Below are 15,248 nucleotides of genomic sequence, written 5' to 3'. Positions count from 1 at the left end.
GGGATTTTACCAAAAAGCCACCTGCCGGGCTTGAACCGGCGACCCCCACCTTACCATGGTGGTGCTCTACCAACTGAGCTAAGGCGGCACTTTCAAAGGCTAAACTAACTCGAGGATTGCAACGAAGTGAAACCCATAGAGTTCATTTTCAAAGGCTACACTGCGACGAGTAATCGTCAAAGTTCCTTTTGAAAAATCGTACAAATCTCGTGCACAAGAAATAGAATAACGTATAGACGAAAGTTTGTCAATTGCTCTTTCGTAAAAAAAGAAAAATGATTTTTTTCTAAGAAAAACTGTTGACAATCTCTTTTTTCTCTAGTAAAGTGTAAATCATCATCACAGATAACTATTCATTCGTTGAAGAGAAGAGTAAATTTTGATGACCTTCAAAAGAGAGTCCTGATTGGTGAAAAGGGACAAGGTTCAGAAAAGTTGAAGATGGCCTCTGAGAATAAATTGCTGATAAGTAAGCAATTTCGGCTAAGCACCCGTTACCATGTGCACCAAGTTAATAAAGACTTGGATAAGAGATGAGATATAAAGAATCAGTTATATTTCGAAAAAAGGTGGTACCGCGAATCATTCGCCCTTTACTAGCAAAACGCTAGTGAAGGGCTTTTTGCTGTGAATCACTACGACTGGCGCGAAGCGACAGAGTAGATGCTGTCTGCGATTACTCGACGCAGTATGGCCTTTGTAAGTGATGAACAGTACAAGGTGACCGGAGGGCAGGTTGTATCATTTGCACGAAAATGTTCCTACGATTCTCGCCACAGTCAAATCCTGTTGGGCACTACGACTGATGCAAAGAGAGAGAGCAGCTATTATCTGCGATTACTCGATGCTTGAAGGGGTAGGAACTCTAGTCTGTTTGATTTTGAAAATAAACGAAAATCAGTTTAAAATGAATAGAAATAAAAAAGCAGTGATATAGTAAGTACAAGACTTGATTTGTCTAACAGAGAGCCTAGGTAGCTGAGAATAGGTGACAAAGACGTTTTGGAAAATGGCTATTGAGCAAGCGCTCCGAGTGTTAAACACAAGGCGGCGACGGGTGCTCCCGTTATCGAGCTAGGGTATCGAACATATTGTTCCGTACTTGAAAAGGGAATTTGTGTGAGCAAATTCTGAACATGAGGTGGTAACACGCAAAAAAGCGTCCTCAACGATACAACTCGAGTTGTGTCGTTGAGGATGCTTTTTTCTTTTTTGTGAAAAAATGCAGGTTGGTAAGAATGAAGGGGGATAAAGAATGATTGAACTAAAAAATATCAGTGTGACATTTCAACAAAAAAAACAAGAAATTCAGGCTGTCCAAGATGTTTCTTTGACGATTGATAAAGGGGATATCTACGGAATCGTTGGGTATTCCGGTGCTGGAAAAAGTACGTTAGTACGGGTAATTAATTTATTGCAACGACCAACAGCGGGCACCGTTATTATTAACAAAGAAAATATTTTAACTTTTTCTAAAAAGGAATTACGACAACAACGAAAAAAGATTGGAATGATTTTTCAACATTTTAATTTGATGAAAGAGCGGACCATATTTAGTAATATCGATTTTTCATTAAAATATTCTGGGCTAAGTAAAAGTGAACGGCGTCAAAAAATCAGCCATTTATTAGAGCTAGTTGGACTAAGTGAAAAACGGGACGCTTACCCCAGTCAACTATCAGGAGGGCAAAAACAGCGGGTTGCGATTGCCCGCGCTTTAGCAAATGATCCTGAAATTTTACTTTGTGATGAAGCGACGAGTGCGTTAGATCCAAAAACAACAGGACAGATTTTAGCTTTGTTAAAAAAGTTAAATCAAGAACTGAACTTGACGATTGTCTTAATCACCCATGAAATGCAAGTGGTTAAAGAAATTTGTAATAAAGTCGCGGTGATGGAAAATGGCTGCGTTGTCGAATCAAACGATATTGTTTCGATTTTTAGTCAACCCCAACAACCTTTAACCAAAGATTTTATTCGGACAGCAACTCATATTGACCAAGCATTAACCACGATTCTTGAACATCCTAAATTAGCTGATTTAGATAAAAATCAAGAATTAATTGAATTTTCTTATGTGGGAGATCAAACGAACGAGCCATTAATTGCACAATTGTATAGCCAATATCAGGTGTATACGAATATCCTTTATGGTAATGTCGAAATTGTTCAAAACGTTCCTATTGGTCATTTAATTGTGGTGCTTTCTGGTGATGAGGCCCAGCGTCAACAAGCCCTTACTTATTTAGCGAAACAAGGCGTGCGAACCAATGTTTTGAAAACCTATCAGCAAACGAAGAAAAAGCAGAATTTACAGGTGATTTAAAAAAGGAGTGAACTGAGAATGTATCAATTATTTGAGAAATATTTTCCGAATGTTGTCCAATTAAAACAAGAATTTCTTCAAAGTACATGGGAAACAGTATACATGGTTTTTTGGACAGCATTGATTGCTGGTGTGTTAGGAGTCTTGTTGGGTGTCGTGCTTGTCAGTACTGGCCCCAGTGGTGTTTTGAAAAATCCACCCCTGTATAGTGTCTTAGAAAAAATTATTAATGTTTGCCGCTCTATTCCTTTCATCATTATGCTCACACTGATTCAACCATTAACACGAATTTTGGCAGGAACGACAATTGGTACAACCGCAGCGTTAGTCCCATTAGTTATTGGCGTAATCCCGTTCTTCGCGCGCCAAATTGAAAATGCGTTATTAGAAGTGGATCCTGGCGTTATCGAAGCGGCAGAAGCTATGGGGACGAGTCCCTTAGGGATTATTTTTCGGGTTTATCTAATTGAAGGGTTACCAAGTATTATTCGTGTTTCAGCGGTGACAATTATTAATTTAATTGGATTAACAGCCATGGCAGGAGCGATTGGGGCTGGTGGTCTGGGCAACTTAGCGATTACTCGAGGCTACAATCGCTTTCAAACCGATGTGACATTTATGGCCACGTTAATTATTTTAATTATGGTATTTATCAGTCAAGCCATTAGTAATCAATTAATCAAAAAAACATCACATTAGAAAAAGGAGAAATGACAAATGAAAAAATTTAGTAAATTAATTGGACTTATTGGGGTATTAGCTTTTACGATTGCAGGTTGTGCATCGGGGACTGCGAAGGATACTAAGACAGAAACTGTTAAACTAGGCGTTGTAGGAACAAAAAACGATGAATGGGAATCGGTCAAAGAGCGTTTGAAAAAGAAAAATATTGATCTACAATTGGTAGAATTTACAGACTATACGCAACCAAACGCAGCATTAGCAGAAAAAGAAATTGATTTAAATGCCTTTCAGCATCAAATCTTTTTAGACAATTACAATAAAGAACATGGGACGAAATTAGTATCAATTGGCAATACAGTCAATGCACCATTGGGAATTTACGCTAATAAATTGAAAGATATCACGAAAATTAAAGACGGCGGAGAAATTGCTATTCCTAATGACCCAACGAATGGTGGGCGGGCGTTAATTTTATTACAAACTGCAGGACTGATAAAAGTTGATCCTGCGAAACAGCAACTACCGACTGTCAGTGATATTACTGAAAATAAACGCCAATTGAAAATAACTGAATTAGATGCTACGCAAACAGCGCGTGCTTTACAAGATGTCGATGCTTCAGTGATCAATAGCGGCATGGCTGTCGATGCTGGGTATACACCAGATAAAGATGCAATTTTCTTAGAACCTGTAAACGAAAAAGCGAAACCTTATGTGAACATTGTCGTGGCCAGAGAAGAAGATCAAGAGAATAAACTTTATCAAAAAGTTGTAGAAGAATATCAACAAGAAGAAACGAAAAAGGTCATTGCAGAAACATCAAAAGGCGCCAATGTTCCAGCCTGGGAAACATTTGGTAAAAAATAAAGGAGGCATTTATAATGAGTACAACAACGATTCAAACAATCCAAGAAGCTATTGCTACAGAAAAGGAATGGATAATCCATTTAAGACGTCATTTTCATCAATACCCTGAAGCAAGTTTAAAAGAATATGAAACGATTAAGCGAATTAAAGAAGAACTACTAGCCTTAGCTATTCCTTTTGTAGAAGTAGGGGAAACGGGTGTTTTAGCAACCATTGAAGGAGGTCTTGGCGCTGGCAAAACGATTTTGTTACGTGCAGATATTGATGCGTTGGAATTGCCAGATGCAACAGGTACTGCCTATGCTTCTAAAAATCCAGGACTCAATCATGCTTGTGGACACGATGGTCATGCGGCAGCATTGCTAGGTGCAGCTAAAGTGCTCAAAAAACATCAGGATACCTTTTCAGGAACGATTAAACTGGCCTTTCAGCCCGCTGAAGAAATTGGTGCAGGCGCGCGACAATTTGTGGAAGGAAATTATTTAGAAGCAATCGACCAAGTGTTTGGGATTCATTTAGATTCTAGTGTGCCGGTCGGAAAATTAGTCGCTACCAAAGGCGCCACCAACGCCTCTTGTGATATTTTTAAAATTGAAGTCAGTGGTCAAAGTAGTCACGTCGCCCAACCACAGAATGGCCGGGATGCTGTTTTAGCAGCGGCCAGTATCGTTGTGGAATTACAAAAAATTGTAGCTCGCGAGATTGATCCTTTAGATTCTGTCGTAGTAGGAATTGGCGTTTTACAAGCAGGAACACGCTATAATATTGTAGCAAACCAGGCAACCATTGAAGGTACTGTCCGAACATTTAGTCAGGAAACGCGCCAATTTGTTTTACAACGAGTCGAAGAAATTGCCCATGAAATTGCCCAGTCTCATCGCACAGAAATTGCTGATTTTTCTGTTTATGCGGCAGCGAATCCATTAATTAATGAAGAACAAGCAACCAACCGTGCACAGCAGGTAGCCAGTGAAATTGTTGGTTTTGAAAATGTTGTGACCGATCATCCTAAAAGTTTAGGGGCGGATGATTTTGCTGATTACTTAGCGGTAATTCCTGGTATCTATGGACGGGTCGGTTCACGAAACCCTGAAAATCCTGCTACTCATTTTGGACACCATCATGAACAATTTGATATTGATGAACGTGCCTTACTTTTAGCAGCAGAGTACCACGTACGCTATGCATTAAACTATTTATCAGAATAATAGGGATAGGGAGCCGACAAAATGATGGTTTGTGGGCTCCTTTCGTTATAAACCAACGTGGCTTGCTTTCTTGTCATTCTATGGTAAAATACAAGCATAAGAAAGGTGATTCACATGTTTTTTGTTTTAACTGATAAATTAACAAGAAAAGTAGCTCCCGATAGTTTAAGAACAGATGAAGCACTGTTGTGGAGCCGAGCAATTAATTTCTTCATCGCTTGATAGGACATTTTTTGACTAGAAAAGCTAGTCTTATTTGAGTGTACGTACAAGCGGTTGTCGGGATTTCTGTCAGGATGGACGACGTGCAGACGTGGTTCTTTTTTTGTTGTCCCAAAATAATCAGTTAACAAGAAAGAAGTGACGAAAATGAGTATTTTAACTATTGAACATTTAACGCATCGGTTTGGCGAAAAGGTCTTGTATGAAGAGGCTTCATTGCAAGTGAATAAAGGGGATCATTTAGGCTTAACTGGCCAAAATGGTGTCGGCAAATCCACCTTAATTAAAATTTTAACGGGGGAAGTATTGCCAGACGAAGGAACGATTCAGTGGCAAAAAAATTGTAAGATTGGGTACTTGGATCAGCATGTTTCTGTAGAACAATCACTAACGATGGTTGATTTTTTGAAACAAGCCTTTCAAGAACTTTTTGATAAAGAAGCGAAACTGACAAAACTTTATGAAGAATACAGTCAAACGGCTTCGGAAAAACTTTTAGAACAAGCAGGCAAATTACAAACAGATTTAGATGAAAGTAATTTTTACCAAAGCGACACGATTATTCAGGATTTAGCCAATGGGTTAGGACTACAAGCAATTGGTTTGGATAAAAAGTTAGGGGAGCTAAGCGGTGGTCAACGTTCAAAAGTGATTTTAGCAAAATTATTGTTAGAGGCCCCTGATGTGTTACTTTTAGATGAACCCACCAACTATTTAGATGATACACATATTCAATGGCTTGTTCGCTATCTGAATAATTTTGAAGGAAGCTTTCTATTAGTCTCCCATGATTATCAATTTTTAAATGAAGTGACGAATTGCATCGCAGACATTGAGTTTGGCAAGTTAACCAAATATACTGGAAATGTAGAAAAATCTTTTGCACAAAAAGAGCAGAATAAACAAACCTATTTGAAACAGTATCAGGCCCAACAAGAAAAAATTGAAAAAATGGAAGCCTATATTCGTAAATACAAAGCTGGAAATCGAGCAACGATGGCTAAAAGTCGTCAAAAACAATTGGACCGGTTGGAACGATTGACTCCGCCTGGTTCCTTGACTAAGCCAGCGATTGAATTTCCTTATCAAGGGTTAGTTGCAACGCAAGCACTAACGACCCAGAAGTTAGTTGTCGGCTATCGGGAACCTTTGTTAGAACCGTTAGATTTAATGGTTCATGTCGGTGAAAAAGTCGCATTGAAAGGCTTTAATGGGATTGGCAAATCAACATTAATTAAAACGTTGACGAAAGTGATTCCTTCATTAGATGGAGAATTTCATTATCCGCTGAATACAAAAATTGCTTATTTTACCCAAGACTTAGCGTGGCCTAATGAGCAGTTAACGCCGCTAGACTATTTATCAGATCGTTTTCCAGATACAACGATTAAAGAGCGAAGAAGTCATTTGGCTAGGGCAGGTTTACCAGATAAGCTAGCAATGCAGTCGTTAGCCCTGTTAAGTGGTGGTGAGCAAACAAAAGTAAAACTAGCGGAACTAATGATGCAAACAAGTAATTTGTTATTTTTAGATGAGCCAACCAATCATATTGATGAAGCGGCCAAAAAAAGTTTACAAGAAGCAATTCACGTTTACCCAGGAACGGTTTTTCTGGTTTCCCATGAAGCAGATTTTTATGAAGAAATTGTGGATCGAGTAATTGATATTGAGGAATTAGTTAAATAAAGAAGAAAGAACCAAGTTGAGGGGGAGTCAACTTGGTTCTTTCTTCTTTATTATTTATTTACTCATTAAGCCATCATGGATTTTTGTTAAATTCCAGTTCATCATGCTGTAGTACGTATCGCCTTCTGTTCCTTCTTTGGCAAGAGAGTCTGTGAAAAGTGTATCGTAAATTGGTCGTTTCACTTCTTTTGAGACCCGTTCCATACTACGTTTATCGACACTGGTTTCAACAAATAACACAGGTGCTTTTGATTTCTTAATGGTATCAATAATCGTGGTCATTTGTTCAGGTGTTCCTTGACTTTCTGTGTTAATTTCCCAAATATAAGCGGCATTTAAATCATAAGCTTTGGAGAAATATTTAAAGGCACCTTCACTTGTAACTAATAATTTTTTATCATCAGGAATATCAGCAAATTTAGCTTTGGCTTCCTCATGTAGTTTGCTAAGTTTTTCGGTATAATTTTTCGCGTTTTCTGTATAGAAATCTTTATTTTTTGGATCTTTTTCTACCAACACGTCACGAATGTTTTCTACATATTTAATGCCATTTTCAATGTCTAACCAAGCATGCGGATCTTCTGTTTGTTCTTGACCGGCACTTGTTAAATATTGTGGCGTAACATTTTTGCTTGTAGAAAAGTAATCTTTATTCTCAACTTTTTTGGCCGTTTTCATTAATTTGTTAAACCAGCCATTTCCGCCTGTTTCTAAGTTCAAGCCGTTAAAGAATAAAATGTCCGCTTCAGAAGCTTTCGCAATGTCTTCTGGTAACGGTTCATATTCGTGAGGGTCTGTCCCAATTGGCACAATACTATGCAGCTCAATTTTGTCTTGCCCAACATTTTTCACTAAATCAGATAGGATCGAGTTCGTTGTCACAATTGCTAATTTTTCTTTCTTTTCAGCGGCTTGATTCCCGCAAGCAGCTAACGTTAACCCTGCTAAAAGTGTTAAAAAAAATAAACTAAATTTTTTCATTCGTTGATTCCTCCATTTCTTTCTCACGGTTTACAAATACTAGGCCTTTCTTTGGTGAGAAAAAGAAAGCCAATAAAAAGAATAAGGCGGCGGTTAAAACAATCGTCGCACCAGAAGCTAAGTTATAAGAATAACTAAAGAATAGGCCAATCACTGAACTTAAAATCCCAAAAGTAGAGGCTAAGCCAATCATTGTCGGTAAGTGATTTGTTAATAGATAAGCTGTTGCCGCTGGCGTAATCAGCATGGCAATGACTAAAATAGTTCCGACGGTTTGCAAAGAAGAAACAGCGACTAATGTTAGTAAAAACATCAATGCATAGTGGAAAAATTGAATATTTAAACCATAGGCCTGAGCCATTGTGGGATCAAAAGAAGTGAGTTGCAACTCTTTATAAAACAATGCCACAAAAATCAAAACAATCACGCCGACGACACAAGTAATTAAAATATCGGTATCTGCGACCGCTAATACATTTCCAAACAGAATATGATATAAATCGGTGGAACTTTTTGCAAAAGAGATAAAAATAATCCCTAAAGCAAAAAAAGAACTAAAGACAACACCAATGGCAGTATCATTTTTTAGTGGACTTTTTTGGGTAATAAAGCCGATTGATAATGCAGCTAATAAGCCAAAAATAGAAGCGCCAAAAATATAATTGAAACCAAACATATAAGAAACAGCGACCCCTGGTAAAACAGCATGTGAAATCGCATCACCCATCAAAGACATCCCACGTAAAATAATGAATGAACCAATTACCCCTGAAATGAGTCCGACAATTACAGACGTCAAAAGGGCATTTTGTAAAAATTGATAACGGAATAAACCATCAATAAATGCAGCAATCATTTTGCAACCCCCTGTATTAATAAATCACCTAACAAATCACCGTATGCTTCTTGGAGCGTTTCTGCAGTAAATGTTTGTTCAACAGGACCCGCAGCAATTAGCCGGTTTTTCAAAACGATTAATTCATCAAAATAGTGGGACACTTTGTGCAAATCATGGTGAACAATGATAATCATTTTACCTTGATTTTTTAATGATTTGAGAATATCCATAATCACTTTTTCACTAGACATATCAATGCCGACGAAAGGTTCATCTAAAAAAATCACCTCAGCACCTTGGGCCAAAACACGAGCGATAAACACACGTTGTAATTGGCCACCAGAAAGTTCGCCAATCTGGCGTTGCGCATAGTCTTCTAATTGCACCATTTTTAATGCAGCCATGGCTGCTTGCTTTTCTTTCTTTCCTGGGCGTTTTAATAGTCCCAAGTTTGGATAGGTTCCTAGCAAGACCGTTTCAAAAACGCTAATTGGGAAACTAAGATCCAAGGCGCTACGTTGTTCTACATAGGCAATGGTTGTTTTTTGTTGGTCAATCGCTTGATTATTTAACAAAACATCACGTTCCTTTGTTTTAATCAAGCCTAATAACCCTTTAATAAATGTTGACTTTCCAGCACCATTTGGTCCGATAATTCCAGTAATTTTACCGGAGGGAATAGTAACGTGGATATTATTTAAAGCGGTCCGTCCTTGATATTGAACGGTTAACGCTTGAACAGCTAAGTTAAAGCTTTTTCTCATGAAATTCCTCCTTTTTAGGTTTGCCTTAAAATCAGTATAAGGGATAGTTTAAGAAAATGCAAATAATTTTTAGGTGCACCTAAATACAAGCGCTTTTTTCACAAAGAAAACCGTTTCTTTCAATAAATTAAGGAGGATCCCATGATTTTTATGACAAAAAATGGTAGAATATGAATGAAAACGACTATTATTTTATATTGACGGAGGATATCATGACCGAAAACTATCAAGATGACACCTTACGCATCTTCAGTTTAAATGCAAATCGACCACTTGCTGAAAAAATCGCAGCATCAGTAGGAACAGAATTAGGAAAAAGCACCGTGCGCCAATTTAGTGATGGCGAAATTCAAATTAATATTGAAGAAAGTATTCGTGGCGATCATGTCTACATCATCCAAGCAACGAATGCTCCTGTAAATGATCATTTGATGGAATTGCTTATTTTAATTGATGCATTAAAACGTGCTAGCGCAAAAACAATTAATGTTATTTTGCCTTACTATGGTTATGCTCGCCAAGACCGCACAGCGAAACCAAGAGAACCCATTACTGCGAAATTAGTTGCTAATATGTTGGTAGAGGCAGGCGCAACACGTTTGTTGACATTAGACTTGCATACTGTTCAAGTCCAAGGATTTTTTGATATCCCAGTAGATAATTTATTTACAATGCCTTTGTTTGCTCATTATTATCGTCAACAAGCATTAGTAGGGGAAGAAATTGTGATTGTTTCGCCTAAAAACAGTGGCGTTCAACGCGCACGTAGTTTATCGGAGTACTTAGATGCGACCTTAGCAATTGTCGACCATGAAGAGATTGATGGGGTGCGCCAAGAAGGTTACGTTATTGGGAATGTCGCTGGGAAAAAATGTATTCTTGTTGATGACATTTTGAATACTGGTCAAACGTTAGCCACAGCGGCGGAAGTTTTAATGAAAAATGGTGCGCAAGAAGTGTATGCTTGCGCCTCGCATGGTTTGTTATCAGAAGGCGCAAAAGCAACCTTAGAAAATGCGCCGATTAAGGAAATTAGTATTACTGACTCTGTTTATACGACAGCAGACCGCCAACCAGCAACCTTGAATATTATTTCTTGCGCTGAGTTAATGGGGGAAGCGTTACTTCGTATTCATGAAAATAAACCAATGAGTCCATTATTCCGTTTAGAACCAAAAGGAGAATAAGTGATTCCTTAAACTAGAAATAGGTCTAACAACTTTAATAGTGTTGGGCCTATTTTTCTTATCTCTTTTATAAATAGAAGAGAAAGTATTCTGATTTTGTGTTTTAAGCTTTTTATGCTAGAATAACGCCAGAACATAAGGAAAGGGACGAGTCATTTGGAACCCATTTATTTAGATCATGCGGCAACAACACCGCTTCATCCAACGGTCATTCAAGCGATGACTGAAAATATGCAAACGACTTTTGGCAATCCATCAAGTATTCATCAGTTTGGACGAAAGGCACACGGTCTTCTGGAAGAAGTGCGTCAAACGATTGCCGAGAGCTTACAAGCCAAACCCCACGAAATTATTTTTAATAGTGGTGGCACAGAAGGGGATAACACAGCCATCTTGGCAGTTGCTTTTTCTCGTCAAAAGGAAGGAAAACATATTATTACTACGGCAATTGAACATCCCGCTGTGTTACGAACGATGGAATACTTAGAAACGTTAGGCTTTGAAGTGACTTACTTGCCTGTGAATGAAAATGGTCAGATTTCAATGGATCAATTCAAAAAGTCTTTACGCGAAGAAACGATCTTGGTTTCAATGATGTATGGCAATAATGAAATTGGAAATCGATTACCGATTGCTGAAGTTGGTGCAATTCTTAAAAATCATTCGGCGATTTTTCATACAGATGCCGTCCAAGCTTATGGAAGTGAAGTCATTTTACCTCATGAATTAGGGATCGACTTATTAAGTATTTCCGCTCATAAAATCAATGGTCCAAAAGGCGTAGGTTTTTTATTTAAAAGCGATGCAATCCAATTACCACCTCTTTTACATGGTGGGGAACAAGAAGAAAAACGACGTGCGGGCACGGAAAACTTAGCTGGAATTATTGGCATGGGTACTGCCGTTTCATTACTAACTTCTGCAGAAAAGCAAGCAAGAAAAACAGCCTATCAAAGTTTTCAAACGATTATTTTAAAAGCGTTAGAAGAAGCCAATATTGATTTTTCAATTAATGGTGAACCAACCAATCGTTTAGCGCATGTCTTAAATCTTCATTTAAAAGGAATTCCCAGTGATTTGCTCTTAATGCATTTGGACTTAAGAGGTATTGCGATTTCAACAGGCTCGGCTTGTACAGCGGGAACTGTGGATCCTTCGCACGTGTTGACAGCGATGTATGGAGAAAATTCCTCGGCTATTAAAGAATCAATCCGGATTAGTTTTGGCTATGGGAACACACCAGAAGAAATTGCGACTTTTTCTGAAGTACTAGTTGCAGTGATTCAACAATTGAAAAAATAATCTGATTGCGGCAGCTACAGGTTTTCGCTATAATGAAGATAACAATGAAAATAACGAGGTGGAACCCATGGCATTTACAACAACGGCTGCTGTTGAAGGCTCAACAGTTTTTTACAAAGTACATCCTAGTGCAAAACGCTATACATTAAAAGATAACGGCTTTACTGAAACAAAATCAGGGAACTTTCAATTGATTCGTTCCTTAGATCCAACGCCTCAGAGAAATGAAGGCTTCAAATTGAAAATTACGATCACTGCTGATCTAAAAGAGTTGAAAATGTCCATTACAACGGCAAATGGTTTAAAACCAATGAATATTTTCAAGAATGAACAACATGAAATGAGTAAAGAAAAATACTTTTTCTTAATGGATGGCTTAATTAGCCGTGGTGTATTAGAGAAAGTAGAATAATTTAGAGAAACCTGAAGAAACAAGTGAAAGTAGCTTGTTCCTTCAGGTTTTCTGTTTATTTGAAAGCAATAGCTTGTTGGCTGTGTCTTTGTTCCAAGTATTTTCTCATTATACGCCCGGCTTGCTTTACTTATTTCAAAAAAATAGTATAATGAAAAGCACTGAAAAGTTACGACCTTCAAATCGTGGATGATTTCAGAATCTAATTGAAATGATGGTGATAAAATGGCAGATAACAGCAAAACGCGTGTCGTGGTAGGCATGAGTGGCGGTGTCGATTCATCTGTCACAGCGTTGCTTTTAAAAGAGCAAGGCTATGATGTAATTGGGATCTTTATGAAAAATTGGGACGATACAGACGAAAATGGTGTCTGTACCGCAACTGAGGATTATAAAGATGTCGCAAAAGTAGCGGATCAAATTGGGATTCCGTATTATTCGGTCAATTTTGAAAAAGAATATTGGGACCGTGTGTTTGAATATTTTTTAGCAGAATATCGGTTAGGACGGACACCAAATCCAGATGTCATGTGTAATAAAGAAATTAAATTTAAAGCATTCCTAGATTATGCTATGCAACTAGGCGCTGACTATGTTGCAACTGGCCACTATGCGCAAGTAGAAACAGATGAAAATGGCGTAGTGCATATGTTACGTGGAATTGATAATAATAAAGACCAAACCTATTTTTTAAGCCAATTATCACAAGCCCAATTGGCAAAAACAATGTTTCCATTGGGTGGCATGGAAAAGTCAGAAGTTCGTGCAATTGCTGAACGTGCTGGATTAGCCACAGCCAAGAAAAAAGACTCAACGGGCGTTTGTTTTATTGGTGAAAAGAATTTCAAAGAATTTTTGAGTAATTATTTACCAGCTAAAAAAGGCAACATGGTGACAGAAGATGGCGAAATCAAAGGACAACATGATGGTCTGATGTATTATACTATCGGTCAACGCCAAGGCTTAGGAATTGGTGGCGGCGGTAAAACACAAGAACCATGGTTTGTGATTGGGAAAGATTTAACTACCAATACATTATATGTGGGACAAGGATTTCACCATGAAAAACTATATGCAACACATTTAGAAGCTAGTGAGGTTCATTTTACTGTTGATACGCCAATGCCAAAAGAGTTTGACTGTACGGCTAAATTCCGTTATCGTCAAGCAGATATTCCAGTGCATGTTTCCTTATCTGAAGATGGCACAAAAGCAACCGTTACGTTTAAGGAACCAGCCCGCGCAGTCACTCCAGGTCAAGCTGTTGTTTTTTATGATGGAATGGAATGCTTAGGGGGCGGCTTAATTGATCGCGCCTACCAAGATGAAAAAGAACTACAATACGTCTAAAAAAGTTTCACGAGTTGTGAAACAAAAAGCGTATAGTTAACCAAAAGAAAAGCGGATATGCTGGTCATAAAACCAGTAAATATCCGCTTTTCTTTTTTGTTTTATATGCCTATTTTTTTTGAAATAAGAAAAAGAGAAAAATTAAAAATTCAAATTGTGGATAACTTTTCTGTGTATAACTTAGTCATCATTTTTCTCTTTTTTTAATTCGGCGGTGCTTCGACGAACCCATAGAAGGTTAATGAGAACCAGACAAGAAGTGGAAATAAAGACCCCACGATAACCGAAAGCGGCAGATACGCTTGAACCAATCATAGGACCAATCACATTTCCTGTCGCTTGGAAAGATTGATTGTAACTGAAAATACGACCTGCAGCGTCACTTGGGGAATAACGAGTGATCAACGTTTGAACAGCTGGTAGTAAACAGGCATCGGAAATCCCAACTAAGAAACGAAGCATGGCAAGCTGCCAGACATTTTGAACAAAGGCCATTGGTAGGTAAACGAAAATGGCTAAAATTAAGCCAATTGTCAAGATGCGTTCACTGCCAATACGATCGCCTAACCGGCCGAAACGAGGGGCGGCTATTAACGTTGCAATCCCTGGAATAGAAGCAATGACTCCGCTAATTAAGGTGACATTTCCGTGACCACCCAACAATTGTTGAATATATAAACTGATGATGGGACTAATTGAATTATTGGAAGCTTGAATGATTAATGTCGTAATAAACATTCCAAGAATCACGTGGGGATGTTCTAGTTTTTTTAAAATTTGTTTCCCAGATGCGGCTTGATTTTTTTCAATTGGCACAAACTCTTCATGGACAAAGACGAGACTCAAAACAAAAACGAGTAATAAAATCGTACCAGTAATGAAAAAGGTTGGCCGATAACCGAAAATAGAAGCAGTGACACCGCCCAAAAGAGGACCAAGCAACGTGCCGGTAACAGAACCAGTGGCTAAAGTACCAAGCACTTGACCGCTTTTTTCCTTAGGTGTGCCTGTAGCAACTAACGCAGTCGCATTACTGATATAACCAGAAAAAACACCTTGTAATAAGCGTAAGCCAATCAATTGATAAACACTTGTGACTGCGCCCATTAAACTAATGACGATAGCCATCCCTAATGAAGCGCGTAATAACATTAACTTGCGTCCTTTTCGGTCGGCTAAACGGCCCCACCAAGGTGAAACAATGGTCGTGACTAAAAAAGTGGAGGAGAACGTGATTCCGCTCCAAAAATTCAATTGTTGGTGGGTAAAATTACCTAATGTGTTGATATAAAGAGGCATGAATGGCATCACTAAGCTAAAGCCAATACCAGCCATAAATGTGCCAAACCATAAAACAAGCAGATTTTTTTCCCAAGGTTGTCTTGGACGGAAAATTTTACTTTTAATTAATTCATACATTC

General features: G+C 38.2%; 13 protein-coding genes, 1 tRNA gene and 2 other annotated features. Of the genes, 9 read left to right on the top strand and 5 right to left on the bottom strand.

Translation table 11 applies throughout. The features are described from left to right. Window positions 1-15 precede the first annotated feature (15 nt). Window positions 16-88 (bottom strand) — tRNA-Thr (locus IGJ04_RS03235). Window positions 89-351: 263 nt separating this feature from the next. Continuing rightward, window positions 352-597, top strand: a binding site (T-box leader). A gap of 322 nt (window positions 598-919) precedes the next feature. Beyond that, window positions 920-1,170 (top strand) — a binding site (T-box leader). Window positions 1,171-1,255: 85 nt separating this feature from the next. Between IGJ04_RS03235 and IGJ04_RS03230 the strand changes: the two genes are divergently transcribed. From IGJ04_RS03230 to IGJ04_RS03210, 5 genes are all read left to right on the top strand, one after another. Further along, window positions 1,256-2,326, top strand: a complete 1,071-nt coding sequence (locus tag IGJ04_RS03230; RefSeq protein ID WP_010713268.1) for a methionine ABC transporter ATP-binding protein — start codon at window positions 1,256-1,258, stop codon at window positions 2,324-2,326. An 18-nt stretch (window positions 2,327-2,344) separates the two neighbouring features. Next, on the top strand, window positions 2,345-3,025 hold the full coding sequence (locus tag IGJ04_RS03225; RefSeq protein ID WP_438839892.1) for a methionine ABC transporter permease: 681 nt from the start codon (window positions 2,345-2,347) through the stop codon (window positions 3,023-3,025). Window positions 3,026-3,043: 18 nt separating this feature from the next. Further along, the gene (locus IGJ04_RS03220) at window positions 3,044-3,877 is read left to right on the top strand and encodes a MetQ/NlpA family ABC transporter substrate-binding protein (RefSeq protein ID WP_002401303.1); all 834 of its coding nucleotides are present in this window, start codon (window positions 3,044-3,046) and stop codon (window positions 3,875-3,877) included. 14 nt (window positions 3,878-3,891) lie between these two features. Continuing rightward, a complete protein-coding gene (locus tag IGJ04_RS03215; protein WP_002410522.1) occupies window positions 3,892-5,085 on the top strand; it encodes an amidohydrolase in 1,194 nt (397 codons plus the stop codon). A 369-nt stretch (window positions 5,086-5,454) separates the two neighbouring features. Then, window positions 5,455-6,993: an ABC-F family ATP-binding cassette domain-containing protein gene (locus IGJ04_RS03210; protein WP_071646748.1), complete on the top strand. Its 1,539-nt coding sequence runs from the start codon at window positions 5,455-5,457 to the stop codon at window positions 6,991-6,993. A 54-nt stretch (window positions 6,994-7,047) separates the two neighbouring features. Here the strand turns inward: IGJ04_RS03210 and IGJ04_RS03205 are convergent, their stop codons facing one another. The 3 genes from IGJ04_RS03205 to IGJ04_RS03195 are packed head-to-tail and all read right to left on the bottom strand — an operon-like array spanning window position 7,048 to window position 9,576. After that, window positions 7,048-7,974 (bottom strand): metal ABC transporter substrate-binding protein, encoded by a 927-nt coding sequence (locus IGJ04_RS03205; RefSeq protein ID WP_002356954.1) that lies wholly within the window; start codon window positions 7,972-7,974, stop codon window positions 7,048-7,050. Beyond that, window positions 7,961-8,830 (bottom strand): metal ABC transporter permease, encoded by an 870-nt coding sequence (locus IGJ04_RS03200; RefSeq protein ID WP_002369145.1) that lies wholly within the window; start codon window positions 8,828-8,830, stop codon window positions 7,961-7,963. The genes IGJ04_RS03205 and IGJ04_RS03200 overlap by 14 nt, the downstream gene beginning before the upstream one ends. Further along, complete coding sequence (locus IGJ04_RS03195) at window positions 8,827-9,576, bottom strand: metal ABC transporter ATP-binding protein (RefSeq protein ID WP_002360005.1); 750 nt, start codon at window positions 9,574-9,576, stop codon at window positions 8,827-8,829. The genes IGJ04_RS03200 and IGJ04_RS03195 overlap by 4 nt, the downstream gene beginning before the upstream one ends. A gap of 212 nt (window positions 9,577-9,788) precedes the next feature. Between IGJ04_RS03195 and IGJ04_RS03190 the strand changes: the two genes are divergently transcribed. The 4 genes from IGJ04_RS03190 (at window position 9,789) to mnmA (ending at window position 13,827) form a co-directional block, all read left to right on the top strand. Beyond that, window positions 9,789-10,763 carry a ribose-phosphate diphosphokinase gene (locus IGJ04_RS03190; protein WP_002362076.1) on the top strand — a complete coding sequence of 325 codons (975 nt, stop codon included), beginning with the start codon at window positions 9,789-9,791 and terminating at the stop codon, window positions 10,761-10,763. Between the two features lie 156 nt (window positions 10,764-10,919). Continuing rightward, the gene (locus IGJ04_RS03185) at window positions 10,920-12,065 is read left to right on the top strand and encodes a cysteine desulfurase family protein (RefSeq protein ID WP_002360007.1); all 1,146 of its coding nucleotides are present in this window, start codon (window positions 10,920-10,922) and stop codon (window positions 12,063-12,065) included. Window positions 12,066-12,132: 67 nt separating this feature from the next. Next, complete coding sequence (locus IGJ04_RS03180) at window positions 12,133-12,477, top strand: DUF1831 domain-containing protein (RefSeq protein ID WP_002356959.1); 345 nt, start codon at window positions 12,133-12,135, stop codon at window positions 12,475-12,477. A 225-nt stretch (window positions 12,478-12,702) separates the two neighbouring features. Continuing rightward, a complete protein-coding gene (gene mnmA / locus IGJ04_RS03175) occupies window positions 12,703-13,827 on the top strand; it encodes a tRNA 2-thiouridine(34) synthase MnmA (RefSeq protein WP_002362075.1) in 1,125 nt (374 codons plus the stop codon). Window positions 13,828-14,007: 180 nt separating this feature from the next. Here mnmA and IGJ04_RS03170 read toward each other — a convergent pair whose 3' ends face one another. Next, on the bottom strand, window positions 14,008-15,246 hold the full coding sequence (locus IGJ04_RS03170) for a multidrug efflux MFS transporter (protein ID WP_016618437.1): 1,239 nt from the start codon (window positions 15,244-15,246) through the stop codon (window positions 14,008-14,010). Window positions 15,247-15,248 lie beyond the last annotated feature (2 nt).

It is taken from the genome of Enterococcus sp. AZ050 (assembly GCF_051715085.1).
Classification (GTDB): Bacteria; Bacillota; Bacilli; order Lactobacillales; family Enterococcaceae; genus Enterococcus; species Enterococcus faecalis.
The sequence above is the reverse complement of the archived record's forward strand: the minus strand, read 5'-3'. Positions and strand labels throughout refer to the sequence as shown.

Bases quoted from the DNA above. Each gene is read 5' to 3' on its own strand.
- IGJ04_RS03230 (WP_010713268.1), top strand. From the start codon at position 1,256: ATGATTGAACTAAAAAATATCAGTGTGACATTTCAACAAAAAAAACAA.
- IGJ04_RS03225 (WP_438839892.1), top strand. From the start codon at position 2,345: ATGTATCAATTATTTGAGAAATATTTTCCGAATGTTGTCCAATTAAAA.
- IGJ04_RS03220 (WP_002401303.1), top strand. From the start codon at position 3,044: ATGAAAAAATTTAGTAAATTAATTGGACTTATTGGGGTATTAGCTTTT.
- IGJ04_RS03215 (WP_002410522.1), top strand. From the start codon at position 3,892: ATGAGTACAACAACGATTCAAACAATCCAAGAAGCTATTGCTACAGAA.
- IGJ04_RS03210 (WP_071646748.1), top strand. From the start codon at position 5,455: ATGAGTATTTTAACTATTGAACATTTAACGCATCGGTTTGGCGAAAAG.
- IGJ04_RS03205 (WP_002356954.1), bottom strand. From the start codon at position 7,974: ATGAAAAAATTTAGTTTATTTTTTTTAACACTTTTAGCAGGGTTAACG.
- IGJ04_RS03200 (WP_002369145.1), bottom strand. From the start codon at position 8,830: ATGATTGCTGCATTTATTGATGGTTTATTCCGTTATCAATTTTTACAA.
- IGJ04_RS03195 (WP_002360005.1), bottom strand. From the start codon at position 9,576: ATGAGAAAAAGCTTTAACTTAGCTGTTCAAGCGTTAACCGTTCAATAT.
- IGJ04_RS03190 (WP_002362076.1), top strand. From the start codon at position 9,789: ATGACCGAAAACTATCAAGATGACACCTTACGCATCTTCAGTTTAAAT.
- IGJ04_RS03180 (WP_002356959.1), top strand. From the start codon at position 12,133: ATGGCATTTACAACAACGGCTGCTGTTGAAGGCTCAACAGTTTTTTAC.
- mnmA (WP_002362075.1), top strand. From the start codon at position 12,703: ATGGCAGATAACAGCAAAACGCGTGTCGTGGTAGGCATGAGTGGCGGT.
- IGJ04_RS03170 (WP_016618437.1), bottom strand. From the start codon at position 15,246: ATGTATGAATTAATTAAAAGTAAAATTTTCCGTCCAAGACAACCTTGG.